The sequence below is a fragment of the Cellvibrio sp. OA-2007 genome (assembly GCF_000953825.1).
GTDB lineage: Bacteria > Pseudomonadota > Gammaproteobacteria > Pseudomonadales > Cellvibrionaceae > Cellvibrio.
Map to the genome: position 1 here is coordinate 78,821 of NZ_BBUL01000081.1, position 20,090 is coordinate 98,910.

General features: G+C 46.1%; 13 protein-coding genes. 8 read left to right on the top strand and 5 right to left on the bottom strand.

The window, feature by feature from the left end; genetic code table 11:
• Window positions 1-44: 44 nt before the first annotated feature.
• The gene (locus AWU77_RS06020) at window positions 45-1,013 is read right to left on the bottom strand and encodes a hypothetical protein (protein WP_062060333.1); all 969 of its coding nucleotides are present in this window, start codon (window positions 1,011-1,013) and stop codon (window positions 45-47) included.
• Window positions 1,014-1,251: 238 nt separating this feature from the next.
• Between AWU77_RS06020 and AWU77_RS06025 the strand changes: the two genes are divergently transcribed.
• The 5 genes from AWU77_RS06025 (at window position 1,252) to AWU77_RS06045 (ending at window position 13,310) form a co-directional block, all read left to right on the top strand.
• Complete coding sequence (locus AWU77_RS06025; RefSeq protein WP_062060335.1) at window positions 1,252-2,736, top strand: tryptophan halogenase family protein; 1,485 nt, start codon at window positions 1,252-1,254, stop codon at window positions 2,734-2,736.
• A gap of 303 nt (window positions 2,737-3,039) precedes the next feature.
• The gene (locus AWU77_RS06030) at window positions 3,040-5,394 is read left to right on the top strand and encodes a glycoside hydrolase N-terminal domain-containing protein (RefSeq protein ID WP_062060380.1); all 2,355 of its coding nucleotides are present in this window, start codon (window positions 3,040-3,042) and stop codon (window positions 5,392-5,394) included.
• A 56-nt stretch (window positions 5,395-5,450) separates the two neighbouring features.
• A complete protein-coding gene (locus AWU77_RS06035; protein ID WP_062060337.1) occupies window positions 5,451-8,435 on the top strand; it encodes a TonB-dependent receptor in 2,985 nt (994 codons plus the stop codon).
• A 102-nt stretch (window positions 8,436-8,537) separates the two neighbouring features.
• Window positions 8,538-10,250 carry a DUF5597 domain-containing protein gene (locus AWU77_RS06040; protein ID WP_062060339.1) on the top strand — a complete coding sequence of 571 codons (1,713 nt, stop codon included), beginning with the start codon at window positions 8,538-8,540 and terminating at the stop codon, window positions 10,248-10,250.
• A gap of 75 nt (window positions 10,251-10,325) precedes the next feature.
• Window positions 10,326-13,310 (top strand): TIM-barrel domain-containing protein, encoded by a 2,985-nt coding sequence (locus AWU77_RS06045; protein WP_238582321.1) that lies wholly within the window; start codon window positions 10,326-10,328, stop codon window positions 13,308-13,310.
• A gap of 487 nt (window positions 13,311-13,797) precedes the next feature.
• On the opposite strand, the gene AWU77_RS06050 is transcribed toward AWU77_RS06045, so the two are convergent.
• From AWU77_RS06050 to AWU77_RS06060, 3 genes are all read right to left on the bottom strand, one after another.
• Window positions 13,798-15,006, bottom strand: coding sequence for a hypothetical protein (locus AWU77_RS06050; RefSeq protein ID WP_062060341.1), 1,209 nt, complete (start codon window positions 15,004-15,006; stop codon window positions 13,798-13,800).
• Window positions 15,006-15,353: a hypothetical protein gene (locus AWU77_RS06055; RefSeq protein WP_062060343.1), complete on the bottom strand. Its 348-nt coding sequence runs from the start codon at window positions 15,351-15,353 to the stop codon at window positions 15,006-15,008. Before AWU77_RS06055 ends, AWU77_RS06050 begins: the two co-directional genes overlap by 1 nt.
• A 172-nt stretch (window positions 15,354-15,525) precedes the next feature.
• The gene (locus tag AWU77_RS06060; protein WP_062060345.1) at window positions 15,526-16,299 is read right to left on the bottom strand and encodes a LuxR C-terminal-related transcriptional regulator; all 774 of its coding nucleotides are present in this window, start codon (window positions 16,297-16,299) and stop codon (window positions 15,526-15,528) included.
• Window positions 16,300-16,639: 340 nt separating this feature from the next.
• Between AWU77_RS06060 and AWU77_RS06065 the strand changes: the two genes are divergently transcribed.
• The 3 genes from AWU77_RS06065 to AWU77_RS06075 all read left to right on the top strand — a co-directional run bounded on the left by AWU77_RS06065 (window position 16,640) and on the right by AWU77_RS06075 (window position 19,735).
• The gene (locus AWU77_RS06065) at window positions 16,640-17,545 is read left to right on the top strand and encodes an RluA family pseudouridine synthase (protein WP_062060347.1); all 906 of its coding nucleotides are present in this window, start codon (window positions 16,640-16,642) and stop codon (window positions 17,543-17,545) included.
• A 63-nt stretch (window positions 17,546-17,608) separates the two neighbouring features.
• Window positions 17,609-17,788 carry a DUF6435 family protein gene (locus AWU77_RS06070; RefSeq protein ID WP_062060349.1) on the top strand — a complete coding sequence of 60 codons (180 nt, stop codon included), beginning with the start codon at window positions 17,609-17,611 and terminating at the stop codon, window positions 17,786-17,788.
• Between the two features lie 261 nt (window positions 17,789-18,049).
• On the top strand, window positions 18,050-19,735 hold the full coding sequence (locus AWU77_RS06075) for a carbohydrate-binding protein (RefSeq protein WP_062060351.1): 1,686 nt from the start codon (window positions 18,050-18,052) through the stop codon (window positions 19,733-19,735).
• Window positions 19,736-19,825: 90 nt separating this feature from the next.
• Here AWU77_RS06075 and AWU77_RS20700 read toward each other — a convergent pair.
• Window positions 19,826-20,090 (bottom strand): hypothetical protein (locus AWU77_RS20700; RefSeq protein WP_238582322.1); only part of this gene is annotated, 265 nt, incomplete at its 5' end.

A 20,090-nucleotide genomic window follows, 5' to 3' on the forward strand; every position in this document is an offset into this window, starting at 1 on the left:
CCATTGTAGGGAGCAGGGTTTAAGAGGCAAGTATTTTCCCGGTATTAATAAGATTGCACCCACACTTCTATATCTTGTTCATGCCACTGAGTTAATAGTTGTACACCCTCATCTACTACCTTCAAATAGACATCGATAATATCGGTAGCCAAGCTGAACAAGCGGCTACTATCGGCATTAATTTGGTGTGGATTGACCACATCGCTCTCCACCATTGAGAGCAAAAACTCCAGTTTGATTTCATAACTTTTGAGTTGGCTGAGCAGGCTGAGGTCGCTATCGAGTAGGCCTTCAAGGCGCTTGGTCTGGTGGCGCAGCTTTTCATTGTTAACTCGTGTGCATTGAATGACGTAGCGCAGTTTGCTGGCAAAGTCTTTGTCGCAATAGCCGAGTGCCGAAGCATAGGTGGCTAGCGCGCGAATGCGGCCTATTTGCTCCGCTACAGCGGGCATTAAACGGGTTGCAAAATGAAGCACTTCCAAATACTTGAAACGATTAGGGTAGTGGATTCCATCGGCGTGGATCACCGCTGTTTCAATCATATCCGGGATGGATTGTGAGGTTGGCTGTTCCAGCTGTTTCCCCAGTGCGGCCACCATCGCCAGTAATTGTTCGATCAGATGGCAGTGCAGCTCGTAATTGTCGATTACCGCATCTTCCTGCCAATCACGGCTAATCGTGAGCCAGGCGTTGCTCAGGTTTTCCTGATCGCGTGGGCTCAGCAGGGCGGAGCTGCGCGCCGAAAAGGCCTGTAGGAGTTGCAGGCGGCGCTCCAACTGGATTTGCAAATGCGCCAACTCCTCGCGGAATTGTTCATTGCCTCCCAAGGTGCCCATGGTCATACCGCGATGGCGTTGCACCGCCTTGATCATGTGAATTAGCTGCTTCGCCAGTGTAAGTGCATCAAGTCGTTGCTGGTATTGTTCGCAAAACAGGGCGAATTGCTGCGAGCCCTTGCTGCCTGATGGTGCACTTGTGAGTGGTGCGTGTATTTTGATGGTGCCTGTTGCCATTATCTATACCGTTTTTCTCATGAAATCGCCTGCATTTCGCTGCATTTTGGCGCTTTAGAAAACCAATGGTTAAGTTGCTGGAGAAATCATCGCAACAGACGTGCCAGTTAGAATTTCCATGTGTTGCATGGGTGATAATCCTTGCGCAGATAAAATCAGCTGCTTAAGATCCATTCTGAATTAATATGATAATAATGCTGGCGTTGGTCGTCAGGCCATTTGCCCGGAGTTGAGATACATGCAAGCTACACCTGTTAGTCATATTGTCATTGCTGGCGGCGGTACCGCAGGTTGGATGACAGCAGCCTATTTGGCGCGTTGGTTGGATGGCGTCGATATCTGCGTCACCTTGGTTGAATCGGAACTAATCGGCACAGTCGGGGTGGGTGAAGCAACCGTGCCCGGCATTCGCCAATTCATCAAGCATCTTGAAGTTAAAGAGAGCGAATTCATCAAGGCAACCAATGCAACGTTTAAGCTTGGCATTCACTTCGAGGGTTGGGCGGCGCCTGAGCAGTCTTTTTTCCACCCGTTTGCTGGCTATGGCGTGGACTTGGAAGATCGCCCGTTTTATAAAAGCTGGTGGTCGGCAAAGGCGCAGGGTTATAGGGCGGAGCTGGACGAATTTTGCTTGTGCACTCAGCTGGCCAAGGCCGGAAAGTTTGCCCAGCCCAGTTTTGATTCGGCGAGTCGTTTGGCCTGGTACAACTATGCCTATCACTTTGATGCATCGCTCTTTGCCAAATACCTGCGCGGTTATGCTGAACAGCGTCAGGTTAAGCGGGTTGAAGGCAAAATCAGTCAGGTTCATCTCAATCCAGATAGTGGTTGCATTCAGTCGCTGGAGTTGGAGTCAGGCGTTTGTGTTGAAGGCGATTTATTTGTCGACTGTTCTGGCTTTAATGCGCTCTTGATTGAGAAGGCGTTGGGGGTGGCGTATGAAGATTGGAGCCATTGGCTGCCCTGCGATTCGGCGCTTGCCGTGCAGACCCGCAGTAATATCGCACCCGACCCCTTTACCCGCTCAATTGCCCGCAGCGCGGGTTGGCAATGGCATATCCCACTGCAACATCGCGCGGGCAATGGTTATGTTTATTCCAGCCAACACATTACTCATGATCAGGCGCGCCACGAGCTTCTATCCAATCTGCGCGGCGAGCCAGTGACTGATCCGCGATTGATTCGTTTTACCACGGGGATTCGCACGGAGTTCTGGCATAAAAACTGTGTTGCGATTGGCTTGTCCAGCGGTTTTTTGGAGCCATTGGAGTCCACCAGCATTTCCCTTATCCAAACGGGGATTAACAAATTGGCCGGTTTTCTGGTCAATTTTGAAATTCAGGCCAAACATGTAGCCGAGGCCAATCGTCTCAACCGCTTGGAATACGAACGTATTCGCGACTTCATCATTCTGCATTACGCGCTCAACGGGCGCTCGGAGCCTCTTTGGCAGCAGGTGCGAGCCATGCCTATTCCCGCAACTTTGGCTGAAAAGGTTGAAATTTTTACGGCGACTGGCGATATCCATCTTTTGGAGCAGGAGTCTTTTGTGGAAGGGAGTTGGGTCAGTATGTTCTATGGTTTTGGGCTGAATCCGCGGGATGCGGGAGCGGTGCAGGATGCGCAAAAGCTGCAGTTGCTCATGGATAAAATGCGCAGTGCAGTTTATCAGGGCGCTCAGTACGCTCTCTCTCATCAAGAGTTTTTAAAAACCCTGTCGTAATCCCCAATCGGGGCTACGGCTCCGATCACTCCCCCTCCGCTTCTGCTTCCCGCTATTTTCCGGCACTTCTCTATTTTCCTGCCTTTTAACTCTGCTCAGCTTTGTCGTGTGTTTCCTTTTGTAGCATGAAGATTCAATCTTTTTTATTGCGGGTGATAAGTCTTGCACAGATAAAAACATTGACTTAAGATTAATCGAAATAGTCATATATACCATATTAAACTAATAAAATTTACGTCTATGAAAATGCCATCCTTACAGATCAGCACTCTTTTGACGCACGGCTTAAACGCTTTGGTCGTGATGCTATCTGTGCACTGGTCAGCTGCTCATGCTGAACCTGCGCCGGTTGCGACGCCCTTGTCGATTCGCTTTGATCGTCCTGCGAGCGATTGGGAAAGTGAGGGTTTGCCGATTGGCAATGGCGCAATGGGGGCGGTAATTGCGGGCGGCCTGAGTCGCGACCTGATTCAATTTAATGAAAAAACCTTATGGACTGGCGGCCCGGGAGCGGAGGGATATGATTTTGGAATCCCTGCCGAATCTCAGGCAAAAGCGCTGGCAGAAGTTCGCGCAGGCATTGCCGAAAAAGGCTCGATCACTCCGGAGCGTGCCGCTGAATTGCTGGGGCGAAAAATCACGGCTTATGGCGACTATCAAACATTTGGCGATCTCATTATTGATTCGCCAATAAATGACAGCGATGTCATTGCTTATCGCCGCGAGCTATCGCTGGATGATGCGCAAGTCACGGTGAGTTTTACTCTTAACGGGGTGAATTATCGCCGCGAGTATTTCGCCAGTTATCCCGATGGGGTGATCGCCATAAAACTCAGTGCCGATCAGCCGGGCAGTATTTCTATCGCAACGAGTATTGCCGTGCCCGACAATCGCTCATTTACGCAGAACATAGAAACGGGGCGGTTGACAGCGACAGGGCAACTCAACAGCAATCAATTGGCTTATGAGATGCAAGTGCAAGTTTTGCCGCAGGGCGGTGTGTTAACAATAATCGACAATAAAAAAATACAAATTACCAACGCCGATTCAGTGGTGATTTTGTTAGCGGCGGGAACCAACTATGCGCAGCGCTATCCCCACTATCGCGGCGCGCATCCACATCAAAAAGTACAGCAAATACTAGATGCCGCCGCCACAAAAAGTTTTGCGCAATTACAAGCGGCGCACCGCCAGGATTATCAACGTCTGTTTAACCGCGTTACATTAAATATTGGCCAAGGTGCCAGCGATACATCTACACCGCAGCTATTAGCCAACTATAAAAAAGGCAATAGCGTATGGGATCGCAGCCTTGAGGCGACTTATTTTCAATTTGGTCGTTATTTGTTAATTGCCTCCTCACGCGCTGGTTCACTGCCCGCCACCTTGCAAGGTGTTTGGAATAACTCCACTACGCCGCCCTGGAATGCCGACTATCACGTCAATATCAATTTGCAGATGAATTATTGGCTGGCAGAGACCACCAACTTGCCAGAGTTGATGAGCCCTTATTTTGATTTTGTCGATAGTTTGGTTGAACCGGGAAAAATCTCTGCCCAGAAAATTGCCGGCGTTAAAAAAGGCTGGACGCTTTTTTTAAATACCAATGTCTGGGGTTTTACCGGCGTGATCGATTGGCCAACTGCTTTCTGGCAGCCGGAAGCTGCCGCCTGGTTAGCGCAACATTATTACGAGCACTATGTGTTTTCGGGTGATGAAAAATTCCTGCGTGAGCGCGCTTATCCCTTAATGAAAAGTGCTACAGAGTTTTGGTTGGAGTTTTTAATTAAAGATCCGCGCGACGGCAAATGGATCGTCTCGCCCAGTTTTTCCCCGGAGCAGGGCGGCTTTACTAACGGCGCGGCCATGAGCCAGCAAATTGTGTTTGATTTGTTGCGCAACACCTATGAAGCAGCACAAGTGGTTGGTGATAAAACATTCGCGCAACAAGTGCAAAAAAAATTAACCCATCTGGATGCGGGTTTACGCATCGGTTCATGGGGACAATTGCAAGAGTGGAAAGAAGATGTTGATGATCCTAAAAATGATCATCGCCATATCTCACACTTATTTGCCTTGCATCCCGGCACGCGAATTAACGTACACAAAGATCCGCAATTATTACAAGCGGCGCGCACCACACTTAACGCGCGCGGTGATGGTGGTACTGGTTGGTCGCAAGCCTGGAAAGTCAATATGTGGGCGCGCGCGCTAGATGGCGACCGTGCATACAAAGTGTTGGGCGAACAACTGCAGTGCAGCACGCTGAGTAATTTATGGGATAACCACCCGCCGTTTCAAATCGATGGCAATTTTGGCGCGGTTGCCGGTATTGCCGAAATGTTATTGCAAAGTCACAACGGTGAATTGCATTTCCTTCCTGCATTGCCCAGCGCGTGGGCGACGGGTTCGGTAACCGGATTGCGCGCACGCGGCGGTATCACTGTGGATATGAATTGGGCGAAGGGGCAGTTAATCAGCGCTCGCATCCACACCACACGCCCGGGAGAAATTAATTTAAGAACCCAATTACAGGCAGAAAAATATTCTCTGACTGTAACGCAAGCTGGTGCCGCTGTCGCACTAAAACGCAAGGGCACCAATGGGAGCTTTAGCGCAAAAGGAGAAAGCACATATCTCTTAAATGTTGGCAAATAAAAAAACAGCAAGAGATAACTTTAGGGGTAGTTCAATAATTCTAACTGGAGAACATCATGACAACTAACAATAAGCCTGACCACAAAAAAACCTTTCTAAAAAAACAACTGCCAATGTATATCAAAATGGCCTCAAGCCTTTCATTGGTTGTTAGCACTATGGGTATGGCTACCCATGTGTTGGCGCAAGACACAGCCGATGAACAAGTCGAAGAAGTAATTGTGACTGGCCAGCGTGCGAGTATTCAATCAGCGCAAGACATTAAACGAAACTCTTCCACTATTGTGGATTCAATCGTCGCAGAAGATATTGGTAAGTTGCCTGATCGCAGTGTCACTGAAGCGTTACAGCGCGTTCCCGGTGTCACGGTGGGCCGCTATACCAATAACGATGCCGAACACCCTGCAGCAGAAGGCAGCGGCGTGGCAGTGCGCGGTTTATCGCAAGTTCGCGCTGAACTAAATGGTCGCGATGTATTTTCTGCCGCAAGTGGTCGTGGCCTTAGCTTTGAAGATGTTCCAGCAGAATTAATGTACGCGGTTGACACTTATAAAAGTCCATCGGCCGATATGATTGAAGGTGGTTTGGGCGGCACTGTAAATCTGCGCACGCGTATGCCATTTGATTCCGATGGCCAGTTGGTTAGTCTTTCTGCAAAAGCGAATAGAGGTGATCAATTAAAAGAAACCAACGGCGAATATTCTGGTTTGTACAGCAACCGTTGGGAAACAGATTTGGGTGAATTTGGTATTTTGGTAAATGCCTCTACTTCGGAATTGGCAAGTCGCTCGGATCAGGTCTACAGCCGCGCATTTTTGCCACGCAATATTAATGGAAAAAATGTTTGGGTATCTAAAGGTGTAGATTGGCGTCGCAACGATTATGAAAGTACACGTGAAGGTGGTTACCTCGCATTGCAATGGGCGCCTAACGATGCCACTGAACTTTATTTCACTGCATTCCAGAGTAAACACGATACAGTTTATGATGAAAATGCTTTCTTCCTGGAAGGCGCTAATGGCGATCAAGCTCTGCTTCCTACCGCTGCAGATGATTGGGTTTACGATGCCAATGGCGCTATGCAATCCGGCACGGTGACAGTTGCCAATCCTGCGCAATGGGGCTTGGATTTTGGCACCAGTACACGTTGGGCAAACAACGTATCTACAACAACGGATTATTCTGCCGGTATCAAGTGGTCGCCAGATGATCATTGGAAATTTTCCGCCGATGTGCAATATGTAAAAGCTGAAGCCGATGTGGACGATTACACATTAGGTTTGAAAGTTATTCCAGAAAAAGGTTATATGGATGGGATTGGTACCGAGACACCATCCATCCTGCTAGATTCGAATTACATGGCAAATTTTTCGAACTACAGTTTGGGTCAGGAAATGACTCATTTCGAACGCAACCAAGCTGAAGCAAAAACGGGTCGGTTTGATGCTGAATATGATTTTGATGGTGCAGTTATCAAATCAGTTAAAGCGGGTATGAGATTTTCCGAAAAAACCGCAGACAATATAGATACTGGATATGACTGGAATACACGTTACGCAACTTGGTTTACCAAGTTAGACTGGAGTGGCTATGACAAAACCAATTTGCCGCGAGTTAATGCGGATGAAGCTGCAAAATATTTAAATCTATATTCTTTCGGCAATTTTCAGCGTGGAGATGTTGCGGTTCCTGCCGCAGGTTATTTATATTCCAGCGCCGCAGTAAAAGATTTTGTTGCAACTACTAATGCAATTAATGGCGATCGCGCTACGACCTGTGCGAATTATCAATCATGGATTTGTGATGCGATATATCCAGATGCAGACCGTTTGGCCAATCCAGGTTATGTGAATACTCAAGAGGAAACTACCACAGCAGCTTATGCATTGGTCAATTATGGTTTTGATGACCTGTCCATGCCAATCGATGGTAACGTGGGTGTGCGTATAGTTCAAACTGATAGTTTGGCCGTGGGTAGTTTGGTTGTTAATCAATTGGCGGCATTGGGCATTCCGTCAAGCACAGAAGAGTTTGAGGCAAGAACAAATAAAACTCATGTGCTGCCCAGCTTTAATTTACGCTTGCGTGCAACCGATGATCTCTACATTCGTTTTGCAGCATCGAAAGCCATTTGGGCTCCATCATTCAAAGACAAACAAGCGCGGATAACACTGGCAAACTCGGTAAAAGATGGAGTCACAACTGCTACCAGTATTAATGATTACAAATTCACCTTAACTCAAGATACCAATCCTTATCTGGAGCCAATGACTGCTAATCAATTTGACCTTTCTGCAGAATGGTATTTTGATGATCACGGTGGTATGGCTCACTTCGCGGTATTTAAGAAAGACGTTAAAGGTTTCTTCCGTCGCGGGGCAACACCATTTTCATTCGATGCGGTGGGGGCAACTGTTGGCGGTGAGGCCACATGGCTGGCAAATATTGGTTCCGGTGACATAAACGGTGCCGAGATTGGTGTTAGTAAATTTTTCGATTCGCTGCCAGCGCCTTTCGATGGTTTAGGCCTGCAAGCCAACTACACCTACATTGATAGTAAAGCCGATATTCCGTTGCCAGTTCAAGATCCCAGTAAGCCGACGGTGGGTGGTGCGGCGCCAATAGACACAGATCATTCGACCTATGGAAATTTACCAATTGATCAGTTGTCCAAAAATGCGTTCAACCTTGTTGGCATGTATGAAAAAGGTGGTTTCTCTGCGCGCTTGGCGTATTCATGGCGCAGTAAGTATCTGATCACTTGGGGGGGCAATGGTTTTGACCCAGACTTTAACTTCTGCCAAGGCACATCAACAGATTGTGGTAAAGCTCGCTTGCCGGTGTACAACGACGACTACGGCCAACTGGATGCGTCAGTCAGTTATACCTTCCTCGATAATTACACAGTGACGGCGGAAGCCACTAATTTGTTGAAAGAGAAAACGGTGGGAATTATTGACCAAAATGGTGCGGGCGATCACGTTGCTTACTCCTATGCTCAAGATGCCCGTTTTGCAGTGGGCATTCGTGCTAAATTTTAATTAGTGCTATGAAGTTCTGCCCTGCATCGCTTTAGCGATGCAGGGCATTTTAGTTTTTACCTGCCACGAAATTCCAAGAAAAATCAGCTTGAGGCTTCACCTATGAGATTTCCCACTCAATTGTTTAAAAAACTAGTGCCGTTAATGGCGATTATTTTTATGCATCAGCTACAAGCGAGCGAGTTGCCGCAACTGGTAACAAACAACGGCAAACACGCCCTCATGGTAGATGGTGCGCCTTTTATTATGCTGGGTGCACAAACAAATAATTCCAGTAATTATCCTGCTGCACTTAAGGATGTGTGGCCAACAGTGGAAAAAATGGGTGCTAATACCCTGAGTATTCCGGTTGCTTGGGAGCAAATTGAACCAGAAGAGGGGCGCTTTGATTTTTCTTATTTGGACGTACTGTTAAAAGAAGCGCGCCAGCATAAAGTAAAAGTTGTTTTGCTGTGGTTCGCCACGTGGAAAAACAACGCGCCACATTATGCCCCTGCATGGGTAAAGTTGGATAACAAACGTTTCCCGCGTGTAGTAAAACAATACGGCGACACCTTGAATTCACTTTCGCCACTGGGAAAAAATACGCTAGAGGCCGATAAAAAAGCATTTATTGAGCTGATGAAATATTTGGCCAAACGCGATAAAGATCACACCGTGATTATGGTGCAGGTGCAAAATGAAGTGGGCACCTATGGTTCTGCGCGGGATTATTCCGCTATGGCGCAACAACAGTTTGCGGCACCGGTGCCCACTGATCTAATCGAATCATTGAAATTAAAATCCGGCAGCTGGGCACAAGTCTTTGGTAAAGATGCCGACGAATTTTTTCACGCCTATTACATCGCCAAATACTGCAATGAAATCACGGCGGCCGGTAAGGCAATCAAAAATTTACCCATGTACGTGAATGTGGCACTGCGCAACCCATACAATCCGGGATTGCCGGGGCAATATTCCAGTGGTGGTGGCACGGATAACGTAATGCATATTTGGAAAGCGGCTGCACCAGCAATTGATTTAATCGCGCCAGACATTTATTTCCGTGATTACAAAACCGCGAGCAAAGTATTGGATCTTTATGCACGTCCCGATAACGCATTGTTTGTGGCGGAAATCGGCAGCGCGCAACCTTACGTTCGCTACTTTTTTCCAACCTTGGGCAAGGGGGGTATTGGCTTTTCCCCGTTTGGTATGGACGATACCGCCTACACAAACTACCCACTTGGTGCGCAAAATTTAAATGATGAAACCATCGAAAACTTTGCTCAGGTTTATCGTTTGGTATCACCTATGATGCGTGAATGGGCCAAGTTAAGTTATGAAAGTAATGTATGGGGCGTCGCTGAACCGCTGGATACAGCAACCGACACACAAAAGGTTTGGAATGCTGAGGCAACACCAGAAGAAAAAGAGCAGCAGGTTAAAGATCGCGCTGCCGCACTAACCCAGCATTTGGATCTGGGCTTGTGGGATGCGGAGGTCACTTACGGTCGCCCTATGTTTTGGATTGATCCGCCCAAGGGTAATACACCTGCATCAGGCGGTGCATTAATCGCCCAGTTAAGTGAAAACGAATATTTAATTACCGCGTATAACGCGCGTGTAGAAATTAAACCGTCTGCGGAATTGGCTAATAAAAAAACTATGATCCTACGAGCGGAAGAGGGGCATTTTTCATCTGATGATGGCAAGAACAGTAAATGGATTATGCATCGCGTGTGGAATGGTGACCAAACCGACTGGGGTCTGAATTTTCCCAATCGTCCATTATTGCTGCGTATAAAAATGGCGACTTACGAGACCAATAATTAATCACTCCAGCCCCCTTTGAATAATAGGTTTAGGGGGCGATTCAAAAAATTTACATCGCAAAACGAGGAAATAAAAATGCTATTTGCATTAAAACGGCTTTCAAGCAAAGCCATGATTACATTCTGCCTCATCGGAGTAGCTGCTATTGCGCTCTTACAGGGCTGCTCTAAACAATCGGGCAGTGAGAGCAGCGCAGAAAATTCCGCTCCTGCCAAACAAATGGAATATGCCCCTGAAGTGGATGTAACGCCCGATGGCGTGGTGTTAACTCTGCATGATGGCCGTGTTAAAAAAGTGCGTCTGCAAGTTATCAGCGAGAAAATTATTAGAGTAACCGCGTTGCCCGGTGACGATTTTTCTGTGTTGCCTGAATCGATTCAAGTTGTCGCCAACGCGGTAGGTAAAGTGCCATTTAGTACTGAGCAGGATAAAGAATCGCTCATATTAAAAACTACCCAGCTTGCTGCCGAATTATCGTTGAAATATGGCACGGTAAAATTCCGCAATGCCAAAGGCGAGGTGCTACTAAAAGAAGAAAATCGCGGCAGCTTCACCGAGGTGACCGCTGATCCAATCAAGCCTGATGCAGATTCATTTGCGATTCGCCAGGAATTTAATCGCGGTACAGACGAGGGCTTTTTCGGTTTAGGGCAGCATCAAAACGGCCAAGTAAACTATGCGGGCGAAAATGTTGAACTCACTACATATAATTTGGTGATTTCAATTCCATTTGTGGTCTCTAGCCGCGATTACGGTGTCTTGTGGGATAACAACTCAGTAACTCGCTTTGGTGACCCGCGCGAAACCCAACCACTGAATGCATCACTCAAGTTATTTGATGCAGAAGGCAAAGAGGGTGGTATGACTGCGCGCTACTACGATGGTGATAAATTATTGCTCACCCGCGTAGAGGCCGATTTGAACTACCAATTCTTTAGCAACAACAGCGTGCGCGAATTTCCTTTCCCCGATGAAGTGAAAGATGCAAAAGACCTGCGCATCGAATGGGAAGGCAGTATCCAATCCGATGAGCCGGGCACGCACCATTTCAAAATGTATAACTCCGGTTATGCAAAACTCTATGTGGATGGTCAGTTAGCGCTGGATCGTTGGCGTTTGAACTGGAACCCCTGGTACCACACCTACAATATGGACATGAAAGCAGGCGAGAAAAAAGCCATCAAAGTGGATTGGACAGTGAGTGGTGGTTTCTTCCGTTTAACGCATCTTGACCCTCTGCCAGTAGAAGAGCAGGGCGAATTGTCGCTTGCGTCTGACACGGGCAAAGCCATCGACTACTACTTTGTGGTTGGCGATAACAAAGATGACGTAGTCGCGGGTTACCGTCACTTAACTGGTAAAGCAGTGATGTTGCCAAAATGGGTCTATGGTTTCTGGCAGAGCCGCGAGCGCTATAAAAATCAGGACGAAATCGTTAACACTTTTAAATACTATCGCGAGAAAAAAATCCCTATCGATAACATCGTATTGGATTGGTCTTACTGGCCGGAAAATGCCTGGGGCAGTCATGACTTTGATAAAAAGCACTTCCCTGATCCAAAAGCCATGACCGATAAAATCCATGCAATGAACGGCAATATTATGATTTCCGTCTGGCCAAAATTTTATCCCACAACCGAAACCTATAAAGAGTTGAATGATAAAGGCTATATGTTCAACAAAAATATCGAAGAAGGTAATGTGGATTGGATTGGCAAAGGCTACCCCAACGCGTTTTACGATCCGTACCCGAAAGAAGCGCAAGAAATTTTTTGGAAACAGCTGAACGAAAAAATTAAATCCAAAGGCTTCGATGCCTGGTGGTTAGATGCAGCCGAGCCGGATATTCACTCAAACTTGTCATTCACCAAGCGCAAAGAATTAATGAGCCGCGAAGGTGGTATTGCTTCAGGTGCAGAGAATTTCAACTCCTATGCCATTCCAAATGCAACTGCGGTGTATAACGGTGAGCGTGAAACCAGCCCCGAGAAGCGTTCATTTATTTTGACTCGCTCAGGCTTCGGCGGCATTCAGCGTACTGGCTCTGCTATCTGGAGTGGCGATACTTCGTCAGATTGGGATAACTTGAAAGACCAGGTTGCTGCAGGTGTAAGCACGGGTATTGCCGGTATGCCTAACTGGAGTTTTGATATAGGCGGATTTACCCCGGAAGATAAATATCGCTGGGGCCATAAAACCGGCGGCGAAGTATTTAACATCCGCGATCTAAAACCCGAATTGGTTGCAGATTGGCAAGAGCTAAATGTGCGCTGGTTTCAATTCGGCGCCTTTGTGCCATTGTTTCGTTCGCATGGACAATATCCTTACCGCGAAATTTTTAGTCTCGCGGATGAAGGCACCGAGGTGTACAACACGCTCGAAAATTACATTAAATTGCGCTACCGCTTAATGCCTTACATCTACACCCTGGCGGGCGATACCTATCACAAAGACGGCACAATTATGCGCCCCTTGGTAATGGACTTCCCTGAAGATAAAAACGGTTGGAACATCAATACCCAGTACATGTTTGGCCCCTCGATTTTGGTCAACCCTGTCTATAAAAACAAAGCGCGTTCACGTGAGATCTATTTGCCTGCGGGCAGCGATTGGTACAACTTCTACACCGGTGAAAAGTTAAGCGGCGGTCAAACCATTACCGCTGCTGCACCCTTGTCGCAAATGCCGCTGTTTGTAAAAGCGGGCGCAATTATTCCAACCGGTGCCGCGATTCAACACGTGGATGAAGGTTTGAATACACCCTTAACCTTGAACATCTACACAGGTGCAAACGGCAGTTTCGAGATTTACGAAGACGATGGCCGTTCAACCAAATACGAGCAAGGCGAGTGGGCACGCATTCCCGTTAGCTACGATGATGCCACCGGCACAGTCACCATTGGCGACCGAATCGGCAGCTTCACCGGTATGGCCAACGAGCGCAGTATTAGTGTTCGCTTTATCAGCGGCGCATCGAAAGATGCCGCGAATTTCGATGCAGGCGTGCAAGGCACTATCACTTATTCCGGCAAAGCAGTAACCATAAAAATGGAAAAGTAATTCGCGTTTGGTTAGCGAAAAAACCCGGTCATTGAAAAATGATCGGGCTTTTTTTTTGGTGGGTAAAAACGATTTTTGGCAGTAGTTTGAGTGCGCAAGGCTGAACAGCCGCAGGCCATTTAATTGGCAATCAGGTGCGATTGGGTGTTATTGTGGCGACCTACTGAATATTTTTCCTTTCTCGTCTGAGCTTCCATTTTGGCTCTTCCGACTATGGTCAAGCATTCTTGACCATTCCTTTACAGAATTTTTGCATTGATGAATTAAACCATTGTGAAGGCGGTGGTTAAAAAACCGGTGAAGTTTGCATCGCATAAATAGCGCATTGAACCAAACCCGCGTGGTTGTCGTAATGGCCAGTTAATTCATTAACAGAAAATCACTATGTTCTCCTTCTTAAAAAAAACCGCTTAAAGAAATGTTCAGTATGTAGGGCTCTTTTTGGACTAACCTAGCGTTATTATCTTCAGTAAGTAAGCTGTTCATGCTAAAAATAGGTTTTAAAGCCTAGAGCAATTACATCATCACTTTGTAGATCAAAGGGTAACTTACCTGATGAATAACTCACGAATAGACCATTTGGATTTGATAGGCTAAATGTTCGCAGATTGTAAGAATCGAGGTCGGCATTTTTAACTATATCTGAGGGATCTAGTTCACTGTAGAGACGATAATTCGCTGTGAAAACCACAATTCGATCGTAAAAAGTACCTAGCGGAACCCATGCTGATATTTCACCAGAAAAGCGATAGTAAGAAGAGTTGTCCCCTGCCTGAGCGCGAGGGGTATCATCATTAGGGTCAATTCTATCAATAGCCAATCGCAATGACGGGGTCACTTTGAGTAAGCCTGCCCATGAGTGTGTGCCCCAGTCTTCATATTGCCCATAGAAATAGGCACCGAAGGTCGATTGTTTGGCTTTAAACTTTTGATCTGTTTCATAGCCTGCTTCCAAGCCTCCCTTCAAATATTGAAACGAAGTAAGGAAGTCGCTGGTAGAGTCAAGCAGAGCGTAAATATTTTCTTCCGCCTTTTGACAGTCTGGTGTGACAACTGCTGTTTCATAGTCACAGGCAGCATCAACCAATGCCATCTTAGTTATTGCGTCCTGAAATACTGTTGGCTGCATGGGAATTCTGGTGCTGTAAGACTGGGATAAAGTTAATTTAGTTTCCAAAAAATTTCTAGGATTACTATCTGAATCTTCAGTTATAGTGCCGGAGGCTTTAAAGCTACCTTCCCGCTCAATAACATAATCAGTGGTACTCTTAATTTCATCTCCTTTGAAAAAGGAGTGATCAATATTGTAAGTAAGACCCAGTACTGTCTCATTGTTCTTGTCGGATTCCAGCGATTTGAACTCGAAACCAAAAGGGGTCTTGTTCCCTATCCATTTGTTAAGGGCGCTGTTTAAAAATTCCGGTTTTTTTAATTCTTTACTGGCGGTTATTTTTAGATTTTCTTTATCACAATTGTTTCCTGTGATTGATTGGGAAACGCAAATTATAACTTCATTGCATAAAGAAACAGGAAGTCTTTCCAGTTCTTTTTCGCATTTTTGTTTTGGCCCTTCTTTTTCAATATATTTTTCTATTATGATTTTTGATATGTCGTTTTCATCTGTATCTTGAGCTTGAGATTCTCCGCTTGAGACTGCAAAAAGTGCAATACACGAAAATGCAAATACTGACTTCATTACAGTTCTCCTCTGAATTTATAGGCTTCATCAACAGGATCGCCGAGATCCGCCAAAGTTTTTCCTTGATCATTAAGTATGCTTTCCATGCTGCTGATTGCCGAAATTCTTTTGAATCCATTCGAATAGACGGCACCAAATAAAGCAGTGAAAACTTGATCCAGCTTTCTGGCATGAGATTCAACTTTCTCTTGTCTGACTGTGGCTGAATCCCCCGCAACGAAACCAATCAAAAAATCAGTTGACCAATTGCCGACTGTTTCAAAGTTTTTTCTTTTAACATTGTGATTCCATTTTTCAAAGGAATATAGTGCTGCATGCGCTGTATTGTTGCTATTCCAAGACATAACTCATCTCCTTAATTAGAGTATCTATATTTTTTAAAGGCTATATTTTTTTCAAAAAAATTTTTGACTATCACAAACTTATTGATTGTGAAGGTAAATCTGCTGCTGCCTTCGATCCTAGGATACTTGCTGGTTGCCGAAAATAGCCCCAAAGAGCCATTTTTATAGTTCGTTACACCAAACAATCCATCACACACCTCACCACCAGTTGCCCAACATTCTTGCAGTTGGATTTTTTGAAGATGTTTTTGCGATGATTTTTCACCGTGTTTACGGCAATAAAAAGTTTTTCGGCGATTTCTTTGCTGGTAAAACCGTCGGCCATTAATTGGATGATTTGTTTTTCGCGTTTGCTGAGGGCGGGAGTGCTTGATGCTGGTGCGGGTGTGTCGTTTAAAACGTCCATGTTGAGATAAGATGGTTCACCGAACATACCTATAGCTGATACTTTAAAATTATTTTTATTGGTTAAATGGTTTAGGTTGGTGTGGATGTTGAGGGATTTGGCAATGCGTCCATGTTCGTCGGTGGTGAGGATGATGGCTTGGTGATTGAATAGTTGATAGCTGCCATCGGCGGTTCGGAAACGGAAACAATAAGAGGTTTTGTATTTTTTGACTTTGTCTGGCCCCAGGCCGCCGATGATATCAAATACTTTGGCTTCGGCGCGGGCGACAAAATCCATATCGTCAGGGTGCATTTGATCGAGAATATCCTGAAAGCTGGTGGTTTCAGGGTTTAGCCCGTGAATACCTTCGACCAAAGGGCTCATGTATTTTATTGAAAAGTCAAAAAAATCAACGATGTAAAAATAGTAAGGACCGGCACTAAAGGCGGATGAAATTAGCTCATCCAGTTGGAACTTATCAAGGGCAATATCTTTTTGGGTGATGAGGTCTTGCGAATTTTTCCATACGTTATGTAGCAGTTGCGTATTTGGTTTCATATTGTTTTTCCCTATCGTGACGGACAACAACAATAAAACAGCGACAGACCAGATTGATCTTATACTTTTTCGTTGATTTGGCAATTAGTAGCAAACCCTATGGGGCATAGCTATTACTCGTTATTACAGGGGTGATGTTAATTAATGCGAAAGGGGGGACGCGCTAGTTAATTGGCAATAGGGTGCAGTTGGGTGTTATTGTGGCGGCCTACTGAATATTTTTCCTTTCTCGTCTGAGCGTCCGTTTTGGCTCTTCCGACTATGGTCAAGCATTCTTGACCATTCCTTTTAAGCTTGTTGTGCGCCGCGCGCCTGAGAGCTTAACGCCAGAGCCAAGCTTATGTCGGAAAAATTGCACGTTAATGAGCCTGCCGGGCTTATGGTGTTTCTCAGTGAACAACTGCAGGGTTGGGCGCGCAGTAAAATTAAACAGCGCTTGCAAACTGGTTGTGTCAGTGTAAACGGTTCATCCACTACCCAGCACGATTACGCGCTTAATGCAGGTGATTTGGTAGAGGTTGGCGCAACCGCTAAAACAGCCAATAGCTCCCCATCACAATTGGAAATTTTATATTCAGATCGCGATGTGATTGCGATAAATAAACCCGCGGGTTTGTTATCCGTAGGCAACCCCAAAGAAACGCAACAACACGCGCTGGCTATTTTGCGCAAGCAATTATCCCACCGCACGCAAGCCATAAAATTATGGCCAGTAAACCGGATTGATCGCGACACTTCTGGCGTTTTGTTATTCGCCACTTCACGGGAAATGCGTGAAGCGGTGATGGACAAATGGGATCAAGCCGAAAAAACCTATTTAGCGATTGTAGAAGGCTGCCCAACCCCCGCGCAGGGAACCATTGATCAACCCCTGCGTTTGGATGAGGTGGAATATCGCATGTACGTAGGCGCACATCCTGATGCAAAACTTGCCATCACCCATTACAAAACCGAGCGTACCAGTAATGCGCGCACGCTATTGCAAGTACAAATCGACACGGGTCGTCAGCATCAAATTCGCGCACATTTATCCTGGTTGGGTTATCCAGTGGTAGGCGACGAACGCTACGGCACCAAAGGCAGTCGCATGGGTTTGCATGCATTGCGCTTAAAAATAATTCATCCAAAAACCGGCAAAGAATTAATGTTTGAAACACCCGCACCGGCGGATTTTTTTGCGCTGATGAACCAAATCAATGCGAACGCGGCGAGTAAGAAGCCGGTTAAAACTCGACCGCGTAAATAGTACATTGAACCAAACTCGCATGGTTGCCGTAACAGCTATCCTCTACGCCAATGGATAATCACTATGTTCTCCTTCTTAAAAAAAGACCCACGTAAGCAGCTCAATAAGCAATATTTACAAAAACTGGAAGAGGCCATGCATGCACAGCGCAATGGCGATATCCGTTCCTATTCGATGCTTACGAGTGAGGCAGAGGAGATTTTGAAGAAGATTGAGGCGTTAGATCAGCCAACGAAAAACTAATCTACAGGTCATCGGTAAGAGCCAAACCTGCGTAAACGCCAATAAAATCATAACGATAGACTAGGTGTCCCACTTATTTTTTTCCAACTGGCACACCTGCGTTATTCAATCACTTTATCGCCCAGCCTAAACTGACTAACAAATCACTCGCCGTTGGCGCTAGGCTCCCGCACTCGTAGCTTGCAGTTCTTTAACTGCGGCCCGTTGTTCCCATACTAATAATTGATTCAACCTTTCTACTGCCATTATCGGAGAATCTCCATGCATCCCTTTTTAAAACGTCCTGCACGGCTATTGCCTTTTATTCTATTTGCCAGCTTGGGTTGCGCTGAAATGTGTTCCGCAGCGCGCTTTCAAGCGGAGGATTACACCGCTGCGTTTGATACCACTACCGGCAATGTGGGCAATGTGTATCGCACCGGTGATGTTGATATTCAGGCAACTAACGACACCGGCGGTGGTTTTAATGTGGGCTGGGTTGAGCCGACGGAATGGCTCAGCTTTAAAAATTTGAGCATTCCCACCACGGGTGATTATTTAATCAGCGCGCGTGTCGCCAGCGAAAGCGGTGGTACTTTGTCACTGGATTTAAATGGCGGCTCTATTCAGTTGGGGCAGCTTGCGATAACTGGTACTGGCGGTTGGCAAAATTGGAAAACCTTTTCCAAGGTGGTACGGATTAATTCTGGCACCTATAACCTGGGTGTCTATGCAACTACCGGCGGCTGGAATTTAAATTGGGTCGATGTAGTGTCTTGCCAGCAAGCTGATTGTGGCCATGCGATTCCGGGGCGCGTGGAAGCCGAGCGTTACAGCGGTTTTCTGGATACCACAGCGGGCAACACTGGCGGCCAATTACGTAACGATAACGTGGATATAGAACTCACAAATGATTCAGGTGGTGGTTACAACGTAGGTTGGATCGACGCAGGTGAATATTTGCGTTACAACCTCAATGTAAACACCAAGGGACGCTACAAAATTACTGCGCGAGTGGCATCGCCGAATAGCGGCGCCTATTTCAAATTAAAAATTAATGGTCGCGATCTTGGCAGCCGTATTGGTGTGCCCAACACCAGTAATTGGCAAGCTTGGCAAAATGTGAGTATTGAGGCATCGCTTGATCAGGGTATGCAGGAATTGGAAGCTTATTTTGAAACCGGTAATTTCAATTTAAATTATGTGGATTTTGAATACCTCGGTCCAACTGACGGTTCGAGTAGCAGTTCAAGTAGTAGCTCCAGCAGCGCTGGTACACTTAAAGTGATGACCTATAACGTGCGCACCACACCAGCGGGTGGTGATATAGGCGAGCGCTATTGGGACAACCGTAAAGCCGAGTTGGTGAAGGCCATTAATATCCAGTTACCGCAAGTAATTGGTTTTCAAGAAGCAACCAGTGAGCAGCACGATTACATCAGAAACAATTTAGGTAGCCTGTGGAGTTCATCGCCCGCGCGTCAGATTATTTATCGCAACGATGCATTTGATGCGGTGCAGAGCGGCATCATTGAATTGATTGCCGATGAATGGGGCAGACGTACCAGTGAATGGATAAAGCTGCGCAGAAAATCTGACAGCCGCGAATTTTTGTTTTTGAATAATCACTGGGGAGTTGATGGCAATTCGCAACAAGGCTCTGCCAATATTATTCGCGATAGAATTGCCAACCTGAATCAAAATTGGTCTGTGCCAACAGTGTTGCTGGGTGATTTAAATGCTATACCTAGCAGCGGCCCGATTAATACGCTAATGAAACAAACGCAGCTTATCAATTTGTTTACCGGCAATACCTTTAACGGTTGGAGCGCGACGGCCAATGTGCAATTGGATTACATCTTTGCCAGTAAATTTACTGTGTCTGGCTGTAACCTCATCACTTACCGCGAAGGCACTACACCGCCATCCGATCACTTTCCCATATTTTGTGAGCTGAATTTTTTGTAGGCCAACATCAATTTTGCAGAGCTCAAAGCGCGAAAATTAACCCAATACATTAACGGGCAAAGCGTCGCTTTTATTAATAACTCAGGGGTTTCATTCTTGTTTGCAAAAAAGCATAGAGTGAAACCCCAATGTTTTCGTTTTTGGTAAGAATTTTCTTATCGCACGCTGCGATAATTTTTTGCTTGAAGAGTTCTTTTGTTGCCAATTGTTTTCATAGGGACGGGCGCGCTTCGCGCAGCAAGCCGTTGAATGTCGCAATTCGGCCAAAAGCGGACCTTGGTAACAGGAAGTTTCACTGGATTTAATGATTGTTTTAGTGCCAATCATTCCTAGTTTTCGCCGCAGCCGCTTGAAT

Excerpts from the sequence above, each read along its gene's own strand:
- AWU77_RS06020 (WP_062060333.1), bottom strand. The coding sequence starts at position 1,013 with ATGGCAACAGGCACCATCAAAATACACGCACCACTCACAAGTGCACCA.
- AWU77_RS06070 (WP_062060349.1), top strand. The coding sequence starts at position 17,609 with ATGTTCTCCTTCTTAAAAAAAGACCCACGTAAGCAGCTCAATAAGCAA.
- AWU77_RS06025 (WP_062060335.1), top strand. The coding sequence starts at position 1,252 with ATGCAAGCTACACCTGTTAGTCATATTGTCATTGCTGGCGGCGGTACC.
- AWU77_RS06030 (WP_062060380.1), top strand. The coding sequence starts at position 3,040 with ATGCTATCTGTGCACTGGTCAGCTGCTCATGCTGAACCTGCGCCGGTT.
- AWU77_RS06040 (WP_062060339.1), top strand. The coding sequence starts at position 8,538 with ATGAGATTTCCCACTCAATTGTTTAAAAAACTAGTGCCGTTAATGGCG.
- AWU77_RS06035 (WP_062060337.1), top strand. The coding sequence starts at position 5,451 with ATGACAACTAACAATAAGCCTGACCACAAAAAAACCTTTCTAAAAAAA.
- AWU77_RS06060 (WP_062060345.1), bottom strand. The coding sequence starts at position 16,299 with ATGAAACCAAATACGCAACTGCTACATAACGTATGGAAAAATTCGCAA.
- AWU77_RS06055 (WP_062060343.1), bottom strand. The coding sequence starts at position 15,353 with ATGTCTTGGAATAGCAACAATACAGCGCATGCAGCACTATATTCCTTT.
- AWU77_RS06075 (WP_062060351.1), top strand. The coding sequence starts at position 18,050 with ATGCATCCCTTTTTAAAACGTCCTGCACGGCTATTGCCTTTTATTCTA.
- AWU77_RS06065 (WP_062060347.1), top strand. The coding sequence starts at position 16,640 with ATGTCGGAAAAATTGCACGTTAATGAGCCTGCCGGGCTTATGGTGTTT.
- AWU77_RS06045 (WP_238582321.1), top strand. The coding sequence starts at position 10,326 with ATGCTATTTGCATTAAAACGGCTTTCAAGCAAAGCCATGATTACATTC.
- AWU77_RS06050 (WP_062060341.1), bottom strand. The coding sequence starts at position 15,006 with ATGAAGTCAGTATTTGCATTTTCGTGTATTGCACTTTTTGCAGTCTCA.